Source organism: Vibrio sp. D54 (genome assembly GCF_021728075.1).
Classification (GTDB): Bacteria; Pseudomonadota; Gammaproteobacteria; order Enterobacterales; family Vibrionaceae; genus Vibrio; species Vibrio alginolyticus.
This window is the reverse complement of sequence record NZ_JAKKCS010000005.1, coordinates 20,208-35,723: the sequence shown is the minus strand read 5'-3', so window position 1 is coordinate 35,723 and position 15,516 is coordinate 20,208. Positions and strand designations below refer to the sequence as shown.

The following is a 15,516-nucleotide window of genomic DNA, read 5'->3' as shown; positions in this document are numbered from 1 at the left end:
GTTTGTGCGTTTTACTTAACTGCACGAACCAATTCAGCAATGCCTTCCCAATCGCCGTTGTCCATCATTGCGGTTGGCACCATCCAAGTACCGCCACAAGCCACAACCGATTTCAGCGCTAGGTAATCTTCCACGTTGGATGGGCTCACGCCACCTGTTGGCATGAATTCCACTGGGTAAACCGCCGTGAGTGCTTTCAGCATGTTTACGCCGCCTGATGGCTCAGCAGGGAAGAACTTCAACGTACGCAGACCCATTTCCATCGCTTGCTCAACCAAGCTTGGGTTGTTTACACCCGGTACGATAGTCACACCACGTTGCTGACAGTATTTCACTGTGGTTGGGTTGAAGCCTGGGCTAACGATAAAGTCCACGCCCGCTTCGATCGCGATATCCACTTGTTCTGTGGTCAGAACGGTGCCCGCGCCAATCAACAATTCTGGGTACGCTTCACGCATGATGCGAATCGACTCCGCCGCCGCTTCGGTGCGGAATGTCACTTCCGCACATGGTAAACCGTTTTCTACCAACACTTTTGCCAGTGGCAGAGCGTGTGCTACGTCGTTGATTGCGATAACTGGGACGATTTTGATATCTCTTAATCGTTGTTCAAGTGTTGTCATGGGGAACCTCTAAAGAATAAAGCTTAATGTTGCGACGATAATAAACGCGATACCGCCAAGTAACGTTTCCATTACCGTCCAAGTTTTTAATGTGGTTTTCTCATCCATCTCAAGCAAACGAGATACCAACCAGAAACCAGAGTCATTGAAGTGAGACAGTACCGTTGCACCACCCGCAATCGCGATTACGATAAAGCAAAGGTCGAGTTCACTCAAACCTGTTGATGCAGCCACAACTGGCGCGATAAGAGCTGCCGTAGTGGTGAGCGCTACCGTTGCCGAGCCTTGAGCAACACGCAGACAGGTTGAAATAACAAACGCCGCCACAATCACAGGCATACCTGTATCTGTAAGAACGTCAGCCAGTGCATCACCGATACCACTTGAACGCAGTACGCCGCCAAACATGCCACCTGCACCCGTTACTAGGATAACACCACAGATAGGAGCCAATGACTCACCACATAATTTTTCTAGTTTTGCCATGCCGTAGTCTTTGGCAAACACAGCCAGACAGACAATCAAAGTGATCAGCAACGCAACTGGGGTTTTACCTAGCATGCGTAGGAACTCAACCAGTGCCGTTTTGCCATCAATCACACCCGCAACCGCCAGTGTGTTCAATACCGTATCCAAACAGATTAGCAGGACTGGCAGCACAAGGATGGTCATAACCGTGCCAAATTTTGGTGCGTTGCGCTCATCCACCATTGCTTCGCCATTAAAGAAGGCTTTAGATAGTGGGATATCGAATTTTTTGCCCGCGTACAAACCAAATAGGTAAGCGCCAAGGTACCAAGTTGGAATAGCAACCAAAATACCCACCACCAATAGCAGACCGATGTTTGCGCCAAGGAATTCTGCCGCTGCAACCGGACCTGGGTGTGGTGGAACAAACGCGTGCATAACCGCAAAAGCACCAGCTGCAGGCAACGCGTATTTAATTGGTGAGCCACCAAAACGAGCCGCCACACTTAGGATGATTGGCATCATCACTACAAGGCCAGCATCGAAGAAGATTGGGAAGCCAAACAGTAATGAAGCGACGCCCAAAGCAAATGGTGCGCGCTCTTTACCAAAGCGACCAATCAAAGTGTCTGCCAGCACTTTCGCACCGCCAGTCACTTCAAGAATTTTACCGATCATCGCACCGAGACCAACCAGCAATGCCACGGAAGCCAGCGTGCCGCCGAAGCCGCCCATCATGGTCGATACGACTTTCTCTGAAGGAACGCCAGTGGCGATTGCCGTACCTAAACTCACCATAGTAAGGGAAGCAAAAGCATGGACTTTCAGTTTAATGATCAGAACGAGTAACGCTGCAATGGCAAGGCCTGCAATCGTCAGTAGGAACGTAGGATCTGGGGCTTGGGTTAATTGCTCCATAGGTTCACCTTTAAGAATTATTGTTTGTGTTATGGTTCACATTTATTTCAGTTACCGGTAACATGTTACCGATAACATGAATAAGATAAACCCATATTTTAAAGTGAATTCAAAAATTGAGATCACGCGCAAATTTGGTTATGAGGATAAGTTATGGCTGGTAGTAGTGTCATCGTTATGGGCGTTTGTGCTAGTGGTAAAAGCACAATTGGTGAGCATCTAGCGAAAAAGCTAGGGCGTAAATTCATTGATGGTGATGATCTTCATCCACGAGCGAACATTCAGAAAATGGCTTCGGGCCAGCCTCTGAACGATGATGATCGCAAGCCATGGCTAGAACGCATTCGTGATGCGGCGTACAGCCTAGAAAGCAAAAACGAACACGGCATTATTGTCTGTTCAGCACTGAAAAAGATTTACCGCGATCAGATCCGCGAAGGCAACAACAACGTGACCTTCCTGTTCCTTGATGGCGATATGGAGTTGATCCTTAATCGCATGCGTATGCGCAAAGGCCACTTCATGAAAGAAAACATGGTGAAGAGCCAATTCGAGACACTAGAGCGCCCAGACAACGAGCCTCAAACTCTGATCGTCAGTATCGACGGAGACATCAGCGACGTGGTGGAACGCTCTGCCGCTGAGCTAATCAAAATGCAAGCGATCGAGGTGGCGTAATGACTCACTCTGTTGTTCTTGAGGTCACACAGCGTTTGACCGAGCGCAGCCGTGAAGCGCGCGCTGCGTTTCTTGCTCGCACCGAAGTGCAAGCAGAAGCGGGCAAAGGCCGCGTTGGTTTATCTTGTGGTAACTTAGCCCATGCAGTCGCCGCTTCTTGCTCTTCTGAAAAGAAAAATATTCTCGATTTTACTCATGCCAATGTCGCGCTGATCAGCGCCTACAACGACATGTTGAGCGCCCACCAGCCGTACCAAGACTACCCAGCACAAATCAAAAAAGTGCTGGCGGACTACGGACATACAGCGCAAGTCGCAGGTTGTGTGCCAGCGATGTGCGATGGGGTGACTCAAGGTCAAGCAGGCATGGATATGTCGCTGTTTTCGCGTGACTTAATTGCGCAATCAACGGCGTTGTCTTTGAGCCACAATGTCTTTGATGCCACATTACTGCTTGGCATCTGTGACAAAATCGCCCCGGGGCAACTGATGGGCGCACTGTCTTACGCGCACCTGCCGACTGCGTTTGTACCAGCGGGTCTGATGGCTACGGGCATCAGCAACGAAGAGAAAGTCGACGTGCGCCAAAAATACGCAGCGGGAGAAGTCGGCAAAGACGCTCTGCTGGATATGGAGTGTCGCGCTTACCACTCTGCGGGGACGTGTACGTTTTACGGCACAGCCAACACCAACCAGTTGGTGTTCGAAGCCATGGGCTTGATGCTGCCAGGTTCGGCATTCATCCATCCCCATACCCAACTGCGTAAAGCGTTAACCGATCACGCGGCTCTGAAAATCGCCTCAATGACGGCGGGTTCTGCACACTTCCGTCCGTTGGCAGAAGTGGTCACAGAAAAGAGCTTGGTCAACGGCATCATCGCTCTACTCGCATCTGGCGGCAGTACCAATCACACCATTCATATGATCGCCGTGGCGCGTGCTGCTGGCATCTTGCTCACGTGGCAAGACATCAGCGATCTGTCGGATGTGGTTCCTTTGTTAGCTCGCGTTTACCCGAACGGCCCAGCCGATATGAACGCGTTCCAAGACGCGGGGGGCGTGCCCGCGTTATTGCACCGCTTGAACCAATCCGAGCTTTTGCATCGCGATGTGAAACCCGTGTTTGGTGAATTTGAAGACCAAATGACGCTGCCGAGCCTTGTCGATGGCCAACTGACTTGGACACCGTGCCAAGGAAGCCAAGACGGTGACGTGATCGCCAAACCAGACGCCACTTTCCAAAACACTGGCGGCACTCGCGTACTGACTGGCAACTTGGGCAAAGCCGTGGTGAAAGTGTCTGCGGTAAAAGAAGAGCAACGCGTGATTGTGGCACCAGCGATCGTATTCCAATGCCAACACGAAGTGGAAGCCGCGTACAAACGTGGCGAGCTGAACAAAGATTGCATCGTTGTGGTCACACACAACGGCCCAGCGGCAAACGGCATGCCTGAACTGCACAAGCTGATGCCAATTTTAGGTAACGTGCAAAAAGCGGGCTTTAAAGTCGCGCTAGTGACGGACGGTCGTTTATCTGGTGCATCCGGTAAAATTCCGTCTGCGATTCACGTTTCTCCAGAAGCCATTCGTGGTGGCGCGATTGGTTTGGTGCGCAACGGTGATTTGATTCGTCTGGATTGCCAAACGGGCGAACTGAACAACTTAAGCGATACCACTGGTCGCGAGTTGATTCATTTCGATACCGAATCGACCCAACAAACTTGGGGACGAGGCTTGTTTAGCGTGATCCGCCAAAACGTCTCTAGCGCAGAAGAAGGCGCAAGCTTCATTGTGTAAGCCAGAAAAACAAAAAGAGCGGAGTTTGATACTCCGCTCTTTGTATTTGTCTTCGTTGTTTTTGTTTGGCTTGATTAAGCGGTTTTCATCACCACGACCGCAGCAATCACCACAAAGATACCAAACCAGCCGATTGGCTTGAGTTTCTGCTTAAACAGCAAGGCTCCACCCACTGCGGTACCCAAGATACCGATCGCGCCCCAAGAGGCGTAAGCAATGGCTAAGTCGATCTCTTTAACCGCTTGTGCCAACAGCGTGAATGCTGTCAGTACCAACACAATCGCCGCAATGCCCCAGCCTTTGTATTTAAAACCTTTTGAGCGTGTCAGCGCCATATTGGCCATGATATCGACCAAGGCAGCCATCACGACAAATCCAAATGACATCGTAAAAAATTGACTCATGATTCGCACCTTGTACTAGCAGAAAATGAACGTTCTTTTGCCGGTTTATCGGCGTTTTTCTCGGCGTTAGGTTGATCATGTGATTCCCCTAAAGTCACACACACAATGCCGACAACGGCTAACATCAAACCAAACAGCTCTTGATGGTTTAAGTTGGCATCAAAGGCGATGATCGACACCACGGTGATCAACGAGATACCCAACCCTTCCCAGACAGCGTATGCCACACCTATCGATATTTTCTTCGCGGCAAACGCGAGAAAGTAGTAAGAGATTGCGATCAGCACATACATTACGATGTAGCCCCACCACCCGTGCCCTTGTCCGATAAGAGACATAGTGCTTGTACCAGCCACTTCGGCAACGATGGCGAGCAATAAAAATAGACGTGCAACTAGCATGATTAATCCTCCATCAGAAATAAAAAAAATGCATAACGGAGAATGGTGAATGTCGCGTACCTGTATCGACATTCAAAAAGTTAAAAAGATAAAAATGAGCCACTTCTCCTGACTATTTGAGATAAGGTTAGCGCTGGGTAGGAAAAAGAGACAGGTAATTGAGATATTCATTTTTGAATATCTTAAGAAGTAAGTTGTCTATGTAATCACATAATATTGATAAGGTTAAAGCATCTACTCTCTCATTCAGCCGATGCCATCAGGTGACGTCATTGCGTAAAAATCAGCGGCGTGTTGAGGGTTTGTCGCACCACTTTATGTAGGTGTCTGTGCAAAGGATGGTTGCGGTTGGTTTGAAGGAAACCGCCAGAGACAACAAACTGGCTAAACTCACGATTAACGGGTGGCATTGCGTAAGACGCGAGTTCCGGCATCAACAATGCCGAGCTTTGACTGGCATACATAATCGCGTCGGTTTCTTGCAACATTTGGCAAGCCAAACGCAAATTATAGGACTTCAGTAACACTACTGGCTCATAACCCATACGTCGATACTCGGACTCCACGGTACAAAGCGGTTTATATGATGCAGGCGCAGGCAACGAGACGAGTGGTAGTTTGGACACCGTGTCCCAATCATTGCTGACTTTCGACAACGTTGGGTGGTTTTTGCGCGCCAAAATCACTCGTTTTTCAACGAATAACGGGCGCATGTAAATGTCTTTCGACAGCTCGGTCTCTTGGTCAAGAATGCAGTAATCGTGCTCGCCTTCTAGCATTTCATCGTGCGAGTAAGTATTCCAGCTGGAAAAGGCAAAGTGCGCTTTGGGAAAGGCTCGATGACAACCAGTGAGCAGTCGCTGCCCTTGTTCATCCATCAAATAAGGGTCAGTTACAATCGCAATCTGCCCTTGGTATTGCAGTGGGTCGAACACTTCAAATTCTTGCACCACTTTTTCCAGTGGTGCAACCATATTGTCGAACTCGGCGGCGAGACGAATCGCCATGGGTGATGGCTCTACCCCATGTGCTTTACGCACAAAAAGCGGGTCATCAAACACTTGCTTCAACTTCATCACGCCACGGCTGGCGCTCGGTTGAGAAATGCCAAGCTGCATTGCGGCCAGCTTGATGCTGCGGTTTTCCACCACGGCTTTTAATAAACGCATTAAGTTGAGATCCAATGCATCCAGCTGATGTGCCATACCCTAACCTACCAATACCATTGATGAGCGAATACAAAGAGCAGTTAACAATTAGTTAAACACTCTCTCCCGACGTGATCTGATACCCCATATCGAAGACTTTTTCTTCTTGCGTTTCGCCTTTCAGGCGCGCAATTAATAGCTCTGCGCTCTTTACACCAATTTGGAAACGCGGCGTATCAACGCTGGTCAGTTTCGGGCTGATGGTTTGACCGATATCCAGCGCGTTATAGCCCGCCACTGCCAATTGCTGTGGAACTTGAATGCCACGTTGCTGCGCACTCAGCATGGTGCCAATTGCGATGTCATCGTTGGTACAGAACACCCCATCGAGCGTTGGGTGCATTTCCAGTGCGCGTTCGAGCAAATCATGCGCTAAAGAAAAACTAGAATGATCACCAGTTAATACATGTTTGGGTTCTAACCCTGCTTCTGTCATCGCGCGATCATAACCTTGCATCCGCAATTTGGTTCGCGTATCCAGACGCGCGCCAAAATAGACGATTGTACGCTTCCCCGTATCTAGCATCTGCTTAACCACGGTGTACGACGCATCTTCATGATCGAGTCCAACCGCCATATCAATCGGCTCCGATGGCAGTTCCATGGTTTCGACCACCGGAATGCCCGCATTTTTGATCATCTGTAATGTACGCGGCGTGTGATGGCTTTCAGTTAGAATAAGCCCATCGACTTGATAAGAGAGTAATGACGCGATCTTGCGCTCTTCTTCAAGCTCATCGTAGCTAAAATGCGCTAAAAGCGTCTCATAGCCATTGGCTTTGGTCACCATCTCTATGCCCTGAACAAAGGAAGCAAAAATTTGGTTGGACAAAGACGGCAGTAAAATACCAATGGCTTTACTGGAGGACTTTGACAACATCGCCGGTGCACGGTTTTCGATGTAACCCATCTCTTCAATCGCAGTCGCAATCTTGGCCCGAGTCTTTTCTGCCACCGATTCAGGGTTACGCATATAGCGTGAAACGGTCATCTTCGTGACGCCAACCTGGTCTGCGACATCCTGCAATGTCGTACGAGTTTTCTTATTCTGTTGAGCCATAAATATGTGATTTATCAGTAATGTTACAAGTAACATTATGACGAATAGACTCTCTGCCGACAAGCTCAGTGAAAATAATTCGCAAAATCATGACGTTATTACTCCATTAGCCATCAAATTGCGTTTCATGGATTGTGAATCAAAACCGAATAAATAAATGACATTTATATCAAAGTTCTTATAAAATGCCGTACCTAAAAGAATAAGACATTAGTCACAGTGCAGTTAGGCTCTAGCGAAACCCAGATTTACTACCACCTGCTTGATCTGGACGACTCCCAAAAGCAGCAATACCTCCAAGCATTGCAACAAAGTCAACCTGAGCTGTATCGACAACTCGTTCCTCTTTTAGCCAACGAGACACCGGAAGAACAACTAACGCAGTTACTTTATTTTGGTGCTCATCAGGCAACGAACCAAGACGTCGATCTAAGCGGAGAAATCATCAGTAAGTACCGCCTAACTCATGAGTTGGGGCGTGGTGGCATGGGTGTCGTATACGCCGCTCTACGTGCAGATGAAACGTTCGAGCAAGATCTGGCTATCAAGTTTATTCAAAGCAATTTGAGCAATGTGTTAGGGCAACGCGCACTCTTCGATGAAGCTCAACTTCTCGCGCGTCTAAACCATCCTTACATCGCGAAAGTGTTTGACGGCGGTCTCCATCAAGATTCGGTTTACATCGTGATGGAGCGGGTGTTTGGTCAAACTTTGGATGAGTATCTATCTGAAAATAAGCTAGAAAAAACGGAGAAGCTGCTGTTGTTTAAGCAGATCTGCCAGGCGATGGAGCACGCCCACCAGCACCAGGTTTTGCATGCCGATCTAAAACCAGAAAATATACTGATTGATCGTAGCAAGCGTCCCAAGCTGCTTGACTTCAACTTGACTCAAAAAGCGCACTCCAACCGAGAAGATTCACCCTCAGCGCTGATTGCGTTTAGCCAAAATTTTGCCAGCCCAGAGCAGCAAGCAGGACTGGTTCTAACAGAGCAAAGCGACGTGTACTCCTTGGGCAAAATTCTCGCTTTGATGTTTCCATCACCAACAATTTGGTCTGATGTTTACTGGGTGATAAGACGCGCAACGCGTCCTGCCACTCAAATGCGATATATCAATGTTCGAGCATTGCGCATTGATATCGAACGAATTATCGAACGCCGTCCAATCGAGCAGAAAAAAAACTGGCCATTGTATAGCGCCTTTCGCTTGGTACAGCGACGTCCCCTTGCTTCGGTATTGTCAGGCATCATTGTGCTCTCTGGTGTGTTATTTGGCAGCGCCATGATGCAAAAGAATATCCAGCTGCAACAAGAGAAGAAGATTGCAGAAGATATGATGTACGAAATGACTCGCCTCATCTTCCACGCGAAGGGGCAAAATGTCGAACATCTCTCAGTGAACTCCATGATGGAGTTAACACGAAGGCGGATACTCTCTAACCCAGATATCCCCAAACATATAAAACAAAAAATGTTGTTGGCGATGATGACACCGGTGCCAGAGAAGCACCTAACTACACCGATGAGTTGTCAGCCAAATTGTGCGTCTAAGGACAGCACCAACCAATAAGGCTTAAAACAAGATGTATACACGTTCAGTGGTATTTTGGCTGTCTGCATTGACGGCTACGTCCACGTTGGCAGCAGACGTTTCAGTTGCCACTTCACACCCACCAGTTTCAACCTTGAAGCAAGGCTACTTTATCGACGCCCCAGTGACTGGCCTGTATTACAAAACCAGTTCCAATATCACTGGCGTCACTCAGCAAGGAGCATTTCATTACCAACCCGGTGATGTAATTAGCTTCTTCCTTGGTAACGATGATAAAGGTTATCTGCTGACGACCTTATCAAGCCAAGAAGTGCTGACGCCGACGATGGCGACAACCAAACCTAGCCGCAGCATCAATATGACGCGTCTGCTGCTTTCTCTCGACAGCACGCCTGAAAATCGTGAGGAAATTGTCCTAGCAAACCGTGTGCTGTCTGATCCTCACTTTCAAAGCCAGCTCAAAGGCCTTGATCTCAATTACCTGGATGACGCTAAACGCTACCTCAATCTCGATTGGGTATCTGTCAATGAGGCGATTGAGCACCTAAACGAAAGCCAGCAGTACATTGAAAAAAACTTTTCATCTGATGAGATCATTTTTGAACCTCGCGACATGACGTTCAAAAACATCGTCATCAAAAAGAAGGATTGGCAAGGCCGCGCTTGTGCTTACGATCTACGCTATCAGCATCATCCCAAATATCGTCCTCCTATTGGTGAAACTCGATTCACTATCACCAAAGACTCATTGATTGAACACCCAAGCATTGGCGATCATTTTCAAGGCTGCTTCCTCTCGATGAAGCGCCCTATCACGGAAGATGTCGTCGAACCGATAAGCAAGTTTGCGGATTGGTTTAATATCGTTGGTTGTTCAATCACAGGGTGCACCCGCAACGACTTGAATGGCTTCTCTCTCGAAGACTTCGATGATGAAGGCGACTGGAAGTACCGCTCCGTTGCCCTCAATTTTGATCCGAGCACCGAGTTATTGATGGAAAAAGTACAAGGTCTCGGGCGTAAAAAAAACATCCAACACAATAACCGTACAGAAATGCTCTGGTTTACGTATCCCAATACTAGCGAACACGACATTGACTACCTCGGTGTGTGGCAGCAAACCGAATACCACCAACAGTCCATGACACAATCGTGCCTATTGATGCGCCACCAACAAGTCATGCGACTGCCGCAAAATACGGACACCTGCCCAACCGATACAAGCCTGTACACCCACGATGTTACCCGCGAATTTGCCGACATGTGGTGGGTCAACAATAGCGCCCCCAAAGCCGAACTCGCGCAAATGAACGTCATGGTACGTTGGTCAACAACCCCATCTGAAATCAATTACACCACCTGGGAATACTTGCCAGCTGGTGCAACTTGGGAGCAAGGCATTTTATATCGCTATCAACAAAATGTTCTGCGCAACCAAGACGGTTCCGATCGCATTGAAACCCACACCATTTCTGAATTTGTCAAAGTGAGCGAGGATGTATAACCATGGCAACAGCAGTAGCACTGACACAAATCATTCAACAATGGCAATCTGGTGATAAACGAGCTGAGAGCGAGCTCTATCAGTTTGCTTATTTACAGTTGCGTAAGATCGCCCAACATGAGCGTGAACGAAATGCAGAAAAGTACGGCACCGACAACAAAGTATTGGCAGACAGCGTCAACAGCACCACGGCATTGATTCATGATGCTTACCTGAAAATGTCCAACTGCGATATGAGTGAAATTGAAACAAAACGCGATTTCTTTTTGATGGCCGCCAAAGTGATGCGTCAAATCTTGATCGACAACGCCCGCTCGCACCAAGCACAAAAGCGTCAACACATTACATTGATGAGAGATGAAGAAGATCGTTTCGAGCAATTGATTATCATGGATAAAGCTCTGGATAGTTTCAGTAGCCGCTATCCACGCCAATCGAGCGCACTCAAACTCAAGTATTTAATGGGCTTGAAAAACCAGGAAATCAGTGAGCTACTCGAGTGCAGTGCAAGCCTGATAGAGAAAGACCTCAAATTCTCTCGCAGTTGGCTGCAATCACGAATGGCGCACACATAATCATGAACAAAAAGCTTTGGATAATCGGCGCAGTATGCGTCGGTTTGTTTGGTATTGACTTCATTTCAAACAAACACAATTTGGCATCTGTGGAAGACTCGTCAGACAACGCCGACAAGTCAACCCAGCAAGCACATCGTCAATATGAGCGCACATCTTTAGTTGAAGTAAAGCAAGCGTTGACAGGTTCTGCGTTGGATCGCACTCCTAAAAAAACGGGAGATGACGCATTTAACTCAGCCCTTTTAGGACAACCAGGCCCTGTTACGAATCCATTTCATACCACAGAAGACAACACGTTTTACGAGTCAGCATTGGGTGATAAGAACAGCCGACCACAAGAGGACCCATCAGAGAATAATAAACCCATCATCAACCTCACTGTGGAACAGCAGCTACAAACCATTATTTATGCTTGGGAGCTGAAACAAAACTCTCCGGTGAGTTATTCGCTCAACCTTAACCAGCTTTTTGAAGACCCAGATGGCGATCTCCTCACCACTCAGATTTGGCTTGAAAACGCCAATGGGTTAAGAGTCCTCAACCAAGGACAAATGATGGTGCAAGGAGCGCCTGAGGAAATAAAAACCACCACATATTTGGCGGTAGCAGCGCGCGATGATTATCACGGTAATAGCGATCATGCATGGGTCACAACGCGCTTTGAGTTACCCGTTATCACACCCGATCAAAATGACACAGAACACCCGTTAGTTGGCGATGTAGTTTATCGCCTAGAGACGACACAAAATCTTGCCGGTATCGCGTACGCATATGAAGTGGTGTATTGCGAGGCCTTTCAGTTTGAGGGGGGCGAAGTAAGTTATGCCGCCTCACACAACAAACGCCAGTGTCCTGAAAAGGGAGACTTGAAAAAAGTGGGCAAGTACAAAATCAGTGATGACTCGTTGATCGTTTATGTCCAAGGTGTACGCCAAATTTGGACCATCAAAAAAGAATACCCATCTCAGGTTCATGAAGATACTCGGAACTACTTCACCACCGTGTTTGATGGTAAACAATTCGAAAGCTATACCATGCAAAAGAACAAGCAGTCCATGGAAAAGCGCATCAATGTCCACACTGGCGAGTACGAATATCAAGGAACGTTGTTTGACTACCTCTTTCCCATTTCAGGAGGGGGTTACATAAACGGGACTGCTAGCAACTACATATTTGATAGAAGTGTTCAGGGTAACGAACCAGTGCACAAGCTGGACTCTGATCTCAATATGAAATCAAATCAACATGACCTATTTTGTCATGATTATTTATTTTACTGGTACAGCTCTATCGTAGCGGGGCGAGGCGAGTTTGCCGATATTATCTCTAGCTCAATGGATTTTGACGGCGTAAATCCAATACATTGCGCTGAATGGCCAGATGATTACTGGCAACGAACATTTATGTTTTACAACCTTGAATACACAGATTACGACATATTCATTCCAGGCGAAGTCTACAGTTATGTGCTTAAACCTCATCCTCAATTTGCTGATCGCGTTGAGGAGTTTAAGATCAACATGATTTATCACGCCCCAGCCTTTACTAACACCCAATAAACCTTTATTTACAGATGGTTATTTTGACAAAACAATCATCCCAAAATAAAACTGGAACCGTGATCAAATTATAAATTTTCCATCATAGACAAAAAATAGAAATAAATTTTACGGGTTTTGTGCGGATTTTCGTGTCTTGAACCTAAGCTCAATAGCCATTAAAAAGACACCACTCTCTTATATCTCACTAGTGAGATATAAAGAAAAAAATAATAAAAAAAGCGACTTTCTCATTCGGAAACGAAACAAGGACAAATAAATAATGAATAAGGTGAGTTTACTAGCAGCGTCAGTGGCTATCGCTCTTACAGGCTGTGGCGGTTCAGATGGTGGTTCAAACAGTGCTAACGACGGCGTTGTGATCACAGGTTTTGACGGCTACTTCAAGCATGCCGTTGTTTTTGAAGATACGAACAACAACGGCCAATGGGACACTCAAGAAACATTCCTTGGTCTGACCGATGAGAAAGGTCAACTGAAATTGGATGCAAAGCCAGAAAGCACTCTAGCGCTACAGACCATCACACCAAACGGTTCAAAGCAGAAACAGCTCATCGCCTTGGATGCGAAAGAGTACGCTGGCAAATACACGGTTGATATGGATCATCCAGGCCAAGCTATGGCGCACGAAATCGTATTCCGTGCACCAACATCGTCAAACGTGATTTCACCTATCACGGATCTTGTGGCGATTGAAATGGCAAAAGATCCAGCCATTAGTGAAGAAGATGCGAAAGCGAAAGTAAACCAAGCGCTAGGAGGCTCAGAAGAAGCACCAATTGATCTGTACAGTGATTTTGTTGAAGGTGCGACAAAAAACGCCGAACTACATAAAACCGCTCAGATTCTGACCGACTCGAAAGCACAAAACCCAACGAACTACGAGAAAAAAGCCACGGAGTTTGCTCAAGCGGCAAACCAAGAAGTGGAACGTCTTGTTGCATCTGGCGAAAACATCAATGACCCAAATCTACGTCCAATCATCACTGACGCGACCCCAGACAGCGACACCTTAGCACCTGAAACGGCAGTTAATAACAAGCTAACCGTAAACAAAATCGTCGAAAAGGCAGCTAAAGATAAGCTAGAAAAACTACCAAAAATCGTACAAGGCGTGGACTTTGATGGCTTAGAGCTAGACATTGAAGGTCTATTTGCAGACAAAGACCAAAACCTTGTGACAACTAAACTGACGCACAACTTTGCAGGCACAGGCATTGAAGTTGTGCAAACTGGCAACCTGATTGTTCTACATCCAACTGCAATCGTAGAGAAAGCTGGTGATTTTGAGATTGTTCTAACGGCGCAAGACATTGATTCGTCAGGTAAGGTTTTGGGTACGGTAAGCACCGTATTTCAGTTCGAAATCGAATCGGCAAACTTACCACCAATGGTTGTAGAAACAGAACAAGCGCGTCTGCAGTCCATCGTTGATGGTTGGTACCTACAACAAGGTGAAGTGTTTGAACAAACACTCGATATTTCTGGTTTGTTCCAAGATAAAGACGGTCAAATTACCGACTACTCAGCGGACTATGTAGACATTGAAGGTCTAACAGTATCTGAGGATGGTAATGCAATTATCACCATTAAAGGCACACCAACAAAAGCAGGTGAAGCTGGAGCAGTACTTGCGATTAGCGCAACAGATGGCCATACCGCGGTACAAATTGCGCTCAGCATGCCAACGGTTATCGAAGGCGTCACGCCACCACCAGTAGTACCGACTTTGGGCTTCACTCACGAGCACTTCAACGGTCAAGAATGGAAAATGGGTAGCTTTGCACAGAAAGATGGTGAAATTGGCTACGCCATGTTGATGCAAGATTCTGAAGGCCTACTATTCTGCTGGGGTTCAAACCACGATGAGATGAATCAAGAGTACAAAGCGAACATCAGTGACTTCCTAAAAGACACATGGGAACACGATGCTTACGCCATTCTTGCCGATCTGGACCAACAAACTGGTTACACGGAATACAACAATAAAGACTGTAACGACGTTGAGCTGAAAGACGGTAAGCTATACAACAGCTACGGCGACGAGTATGAAATGTTGTACCAGCACAAAACCGAGCATAACGGCACTCAAATGATCGTTAAAATATCAGATGATGAGCTGTTCTGGATGGACTCAAGCAATACCCCATTTGCAGAATCACTTTCGGTTGCAGAACACATCAAACACGGCACGGTAGAGCATGACTTGATGGTAGAAAGTAATGGCACAGGCGACGACACAGTCCTGAAATACTCGTCAGGTGCGTACGAATACGGCACTGATACTTACAACTACACTTCGTTCATGCCAACAGGATTCCAAACTCCAGGTAATTGGGAAATCCAGAATGATGAAGACCGTGAACTGCTGATTCTAGAAGAAACAGGCTCAGAGTCAGATTACAAAACTCGTCATCGTTACATCAACCGCGATTTTGGTGACTTTTATATTGGTATTCGTTGGAGTAAAGAACAAAACGGTCATGAATCCGCACCGGAATATGGTCTGTACTCTAACAGCAAAGAAGCCATGACAAGCATCGCGAGTTCACTACCGATTTTGGAGCCTGGTGATGATGACTAAAGCAACCATCGTTAACCCTTGCTGTGATAGCGTGCATTTGCGTAGAAGACGCAGAACACTTTGGGAACGATTGGTCGGCATCAAAGAAGTGTATATCTGCTCTAACTGTCACAAAGAAACGCCACTCAAATAGCGATAATATTTGAGACCGCAAAAAAGCCCCGAACTCGGGGCTTTCTTC

At 47.0% G+C, this 15,516-nt stretch carries 14 protein-coding genes; 8 read left to right on the top strand and 6 right to left on the bottom strand.

The window, feature by feature from the left end:
• Window positions 1–11 precede the first annotated feature (11 nt).
• The gene (locus tag L3V37_RS08595) at window positions 12–623 is read right to left on the bottom strand and encodes a bifunctional 4-hydroxy-2-oxoglutarate aldolase/2-dehydro-3-deoxy-phosphogluconate aldolase (RefSeq protein ID WP_025624148.1); all 612 of its coding nucleotides are present in this window, start codon (window positions 621–623) and stop codon (window positions 12–14) included.
• 9 nt (window positions 624–632) lie between these two features.
• A complete protein-coding gene (locus tag L3V37_RS08590) occupies window positions 633–2,009 on the bottom strand; it encodes a GntP family permease (protein WP_012841240.1) in 1,377 nt (458 codons plus the stop codon).
• 153 nt (window positions 2,010–2,162) lie between these two features.
• Here L3V37_RS08590 and L3V37_RS08585 point away from each other — a divergent pair, with 153 nt between their 5' ends.
• Together L3V37_RS08585 and edd are read left to right on the top strand one after the other, a co-directional pair.
• Window positions 2,163–2,687 carry a gluconokinase gene (locus L3V37_RS08585; RefSeq protein WP_053349770.1) on the top strand — a complete coding sequence of 175 codons (525 nt, stop codon included), beginning with the start codon at window positions 2,163–2,165 and terminating at the stop codon, window positions 2,685–2,687.
• The gene (edd, locus tag L3V37_RS08580) at window positions 2,687–4,483 is read left to right on the top strand and encodes a phosphogluconate dehydratase (RefSeq protein WP_237306169.1); all 1,797 of its coding nucleotides are present in this window, start codon (window positions 2,687–2,689) and stop codon (window positions 4,481–4,483) included. The genes L3V37_RS08585 and edd overlap by 1 nt, the downstream gene beginning before the upstream one ends.
• A 74-nt stretch (window positions 4,484–4,557) precedes the next feature.
• Here edd and L3V37_RS08575 read toward each other — a convergent pair whose 3' ends face one another.
• The 4 genes from L3V37_RS08575 to L3V37_RS08560 form a co-directional block, all read right to left on the bottom strand.
• The gene (locus L3V37_RS08575; RefSeq protein ID WP_005478614.1) at window positions 4,558–4,887 is read right to left on the bottom strand and encodes an SMR family transporter; all 330 of its coding nucleotides are present in this window, start codon (window positions 4,885–4,887) and stop codon (window positions 4,558–4,560) included.
• Complete coding sequence (locus L3V37_RS08570) at window positions 4,884–5,288, bottom strand: SMR family transporter (protein WP_005455212.1); 405 nt, start codon at window positions 5,286–5,288, stop codon at window positions 4,884–4,886. Before L3V37_RS08570 ends, L3V37_RS08575 begins: the two co-directional genes overlap by 4 nt.
• Before the next feature lie 269 nt (window positions 5,289–5,557).
• Window positions 5,558–6,493: a LysR family transcriptional regulator gene (locus L3V37_RS08565; RefSeq protein ID WP_005379132.1), complete on the bottom strand. Its 936-nt coding sequence runs from the start codon at window positions 6,491–6,493 to the stop codon at window positions 5,558–5,560.
• 55 nt (window positions 6,494–6,548) lie between these two features.
• Entirely contained in the window at window positions 6,549–7,556 is a 1,008-nt protein-coding gene (locus L3V37_RS08560) for a substrate-binding domain-containing protein (RefSeq protein WP_005379123.1), read from the bottom strand.
• 219 nt (window positions 7,557–7,775) lie between these two features.
• Between L3V37_RS08560 and L3V37_RS08555 the strand changes: the two genes are divergently transcribed.
• The 6 genes from L3V37_RS08555 (at window position 7,776) to L3V37_RS08530 (ending at window position 15,468) form a co-directional block, all read left to right on the top strand.
• Window positions 7,776–9,128 (top strand): serine/threonine-protein kinase, encoded by a 1,353-nt coding sequence (locus L3V37_RS08555; protein ID WP_237306168.1) that lies wholly within the window; start codon window positions 7,776–7,778, stop codon window positions 9,126–9,128.
• A 13-nt stretch (window positions 9,129–9,141) separates the two neighbouring features.
• A complete protein-coding gene (locus tag L3V37_RS08550) occupies window positions 9,142–10,614 on the top strand; it encodes a chromosome partitioning protein ParA (protein ID WP_237306167.1) in 1,473 nt (490 codons plus the stop codon).
• 2 nt (window positions 10,615–10,616) lie between these two features.
• Window positions 10,617–11,189, top strand: coding sequence for a sigma-70 family RNA polymerase sigma factor (locus L3V37_RS08545; RefSeq protein WP_167415561.1), 573 nt, complete (start codon window positions 10,617–10,619; stop codon window positions 11,187–11,189).
• A 2-nt stretch (window positions 11,190–11,191) separates the two neighbouring features.
• Window positions 11,192–12,751 (top strand): hypothetical protein, encoded by a 1,560-nt coding sequence (locus L3V37_RS08540; RefSeq protein WP_237306166.1) that lies wholly within the window; start codon window positions 11,192–11,194, stop codon window positions 12,749–12,751.
• Window positions 12,752–13,013: 262 nt separating this feature from the next.
• Window positions 13,014–15,335: an acid phosphatase gene (locus tag L3V37_RS08535; RefSeq protein ID WP_237306165.1), complete on the top strand. Its 2,322-nt coding sequence runs from the start codon at window positions 13,014–13,016 to the stop codon at window positions 15,333–15,335.
• Window positions 15,325–15,468 (top strand): hypothetical protein, encoded by a 144-nt coding sequence (locus tag L3V37_RS08530; protein ID WP_012841245.1) that lies wholly within the window; start codon window positions 15,325–15,327, stop codon window positions 15,466–15,468. The genes L3V37_RS08535 and L3V37_RS08530 overlap by 11 nt, the downstream gene beginning before the upstream one ends.
• Window positions 15,469–15,516: the final 48 nt, after the last annotated feature.

Coding starts and splice junctions, on each gene's coding strand:
- L3V37_RS08560 (WP_005379123.1), bottom strand. CDS start 7,556: ATGGCTCAACAGAATAAGAAAACTCGTACGACATTGCAGGATGTCGCA.
- L3V37_RS08530 (WP_012841245.1), top strand. CDS start 15,325: ATGATGACTAAAGCAACCATCGTTAACCCTTGCTGTGATAGCGTGCAT.
- L3V37_RS08595 (WP_025624148.1), bottom strand. CDS start 623: ATGACAACACTTGAACAACGATTAAGAGATATCAAAATCGTCCCAGTT.
- L3V37_RS08550 (WP_237306167.1), top strand. CDS start 9,142: ATGTATACACGTTCAGTGGTATTTTGGCTGTCTGCATTGACGGCTACG.
- L3V37_RS08570 (WP_005455212.1), bottom strand. CDS start 5,288: ATGCTAGTTGCACGTCTATTTTTATTGCTCGCCATCGTTGCCGAAGTG.
- L3V37_RS08540 (WP_237306166.1), top strand. CDS start 11,192: ATGAACAAAAAGCTTTGGATAATCGGCGCAGTATGCGTCGGTTTGTTT.
- L3V37_RS08535 (WP_237306165.1), top strand. CDS start 13,014: ATGAATAAGGTGAGTTTACTAGCAGCGTCAGTGGCTATCGCTCTTACA.
- edd (WP_237306169.1), top strand. CDS start 2,687: ATGACTCACTCTGTTGTTCTTGAGGTCACACAGCGTTTGACCGAGCGC.
- L3V37_RS08585 (WP_053349770.1), top strand. CDS start 2,163: ATGGCTGGTAGTAGTGTCATCGTTATGGGCGTTTGTGCTAGTGGTAAA.
- L3V37_RS08545 (WP_167415561.1), top strand. CDS start 10,617: ATGGCAACAGCAGTAGCACTGACACAAATCATTCAACAATGGCAATCT.
- L3V37_RS08575 (WP_005478614.1), bottom strand. CDS start 4,887: ATGAGTCAATTTTTTACGATGTCATTTGGATTTGTCGTGATGGCTGCC.
- L3V37_RS08565 (WP_005379132.1), bottom strand. CDS start 6,493: ATGGCACATCAGCTGGATGCATTGGATCTCAACTTAATGCGTTTATTA.
- L3V37_RS08590 (WP_012841240.1), bottom strand. CDS start 2,009: ATGGAGCAATTAACCCAAGCCCCAGATCCTACGTTCCTACTGACGATT.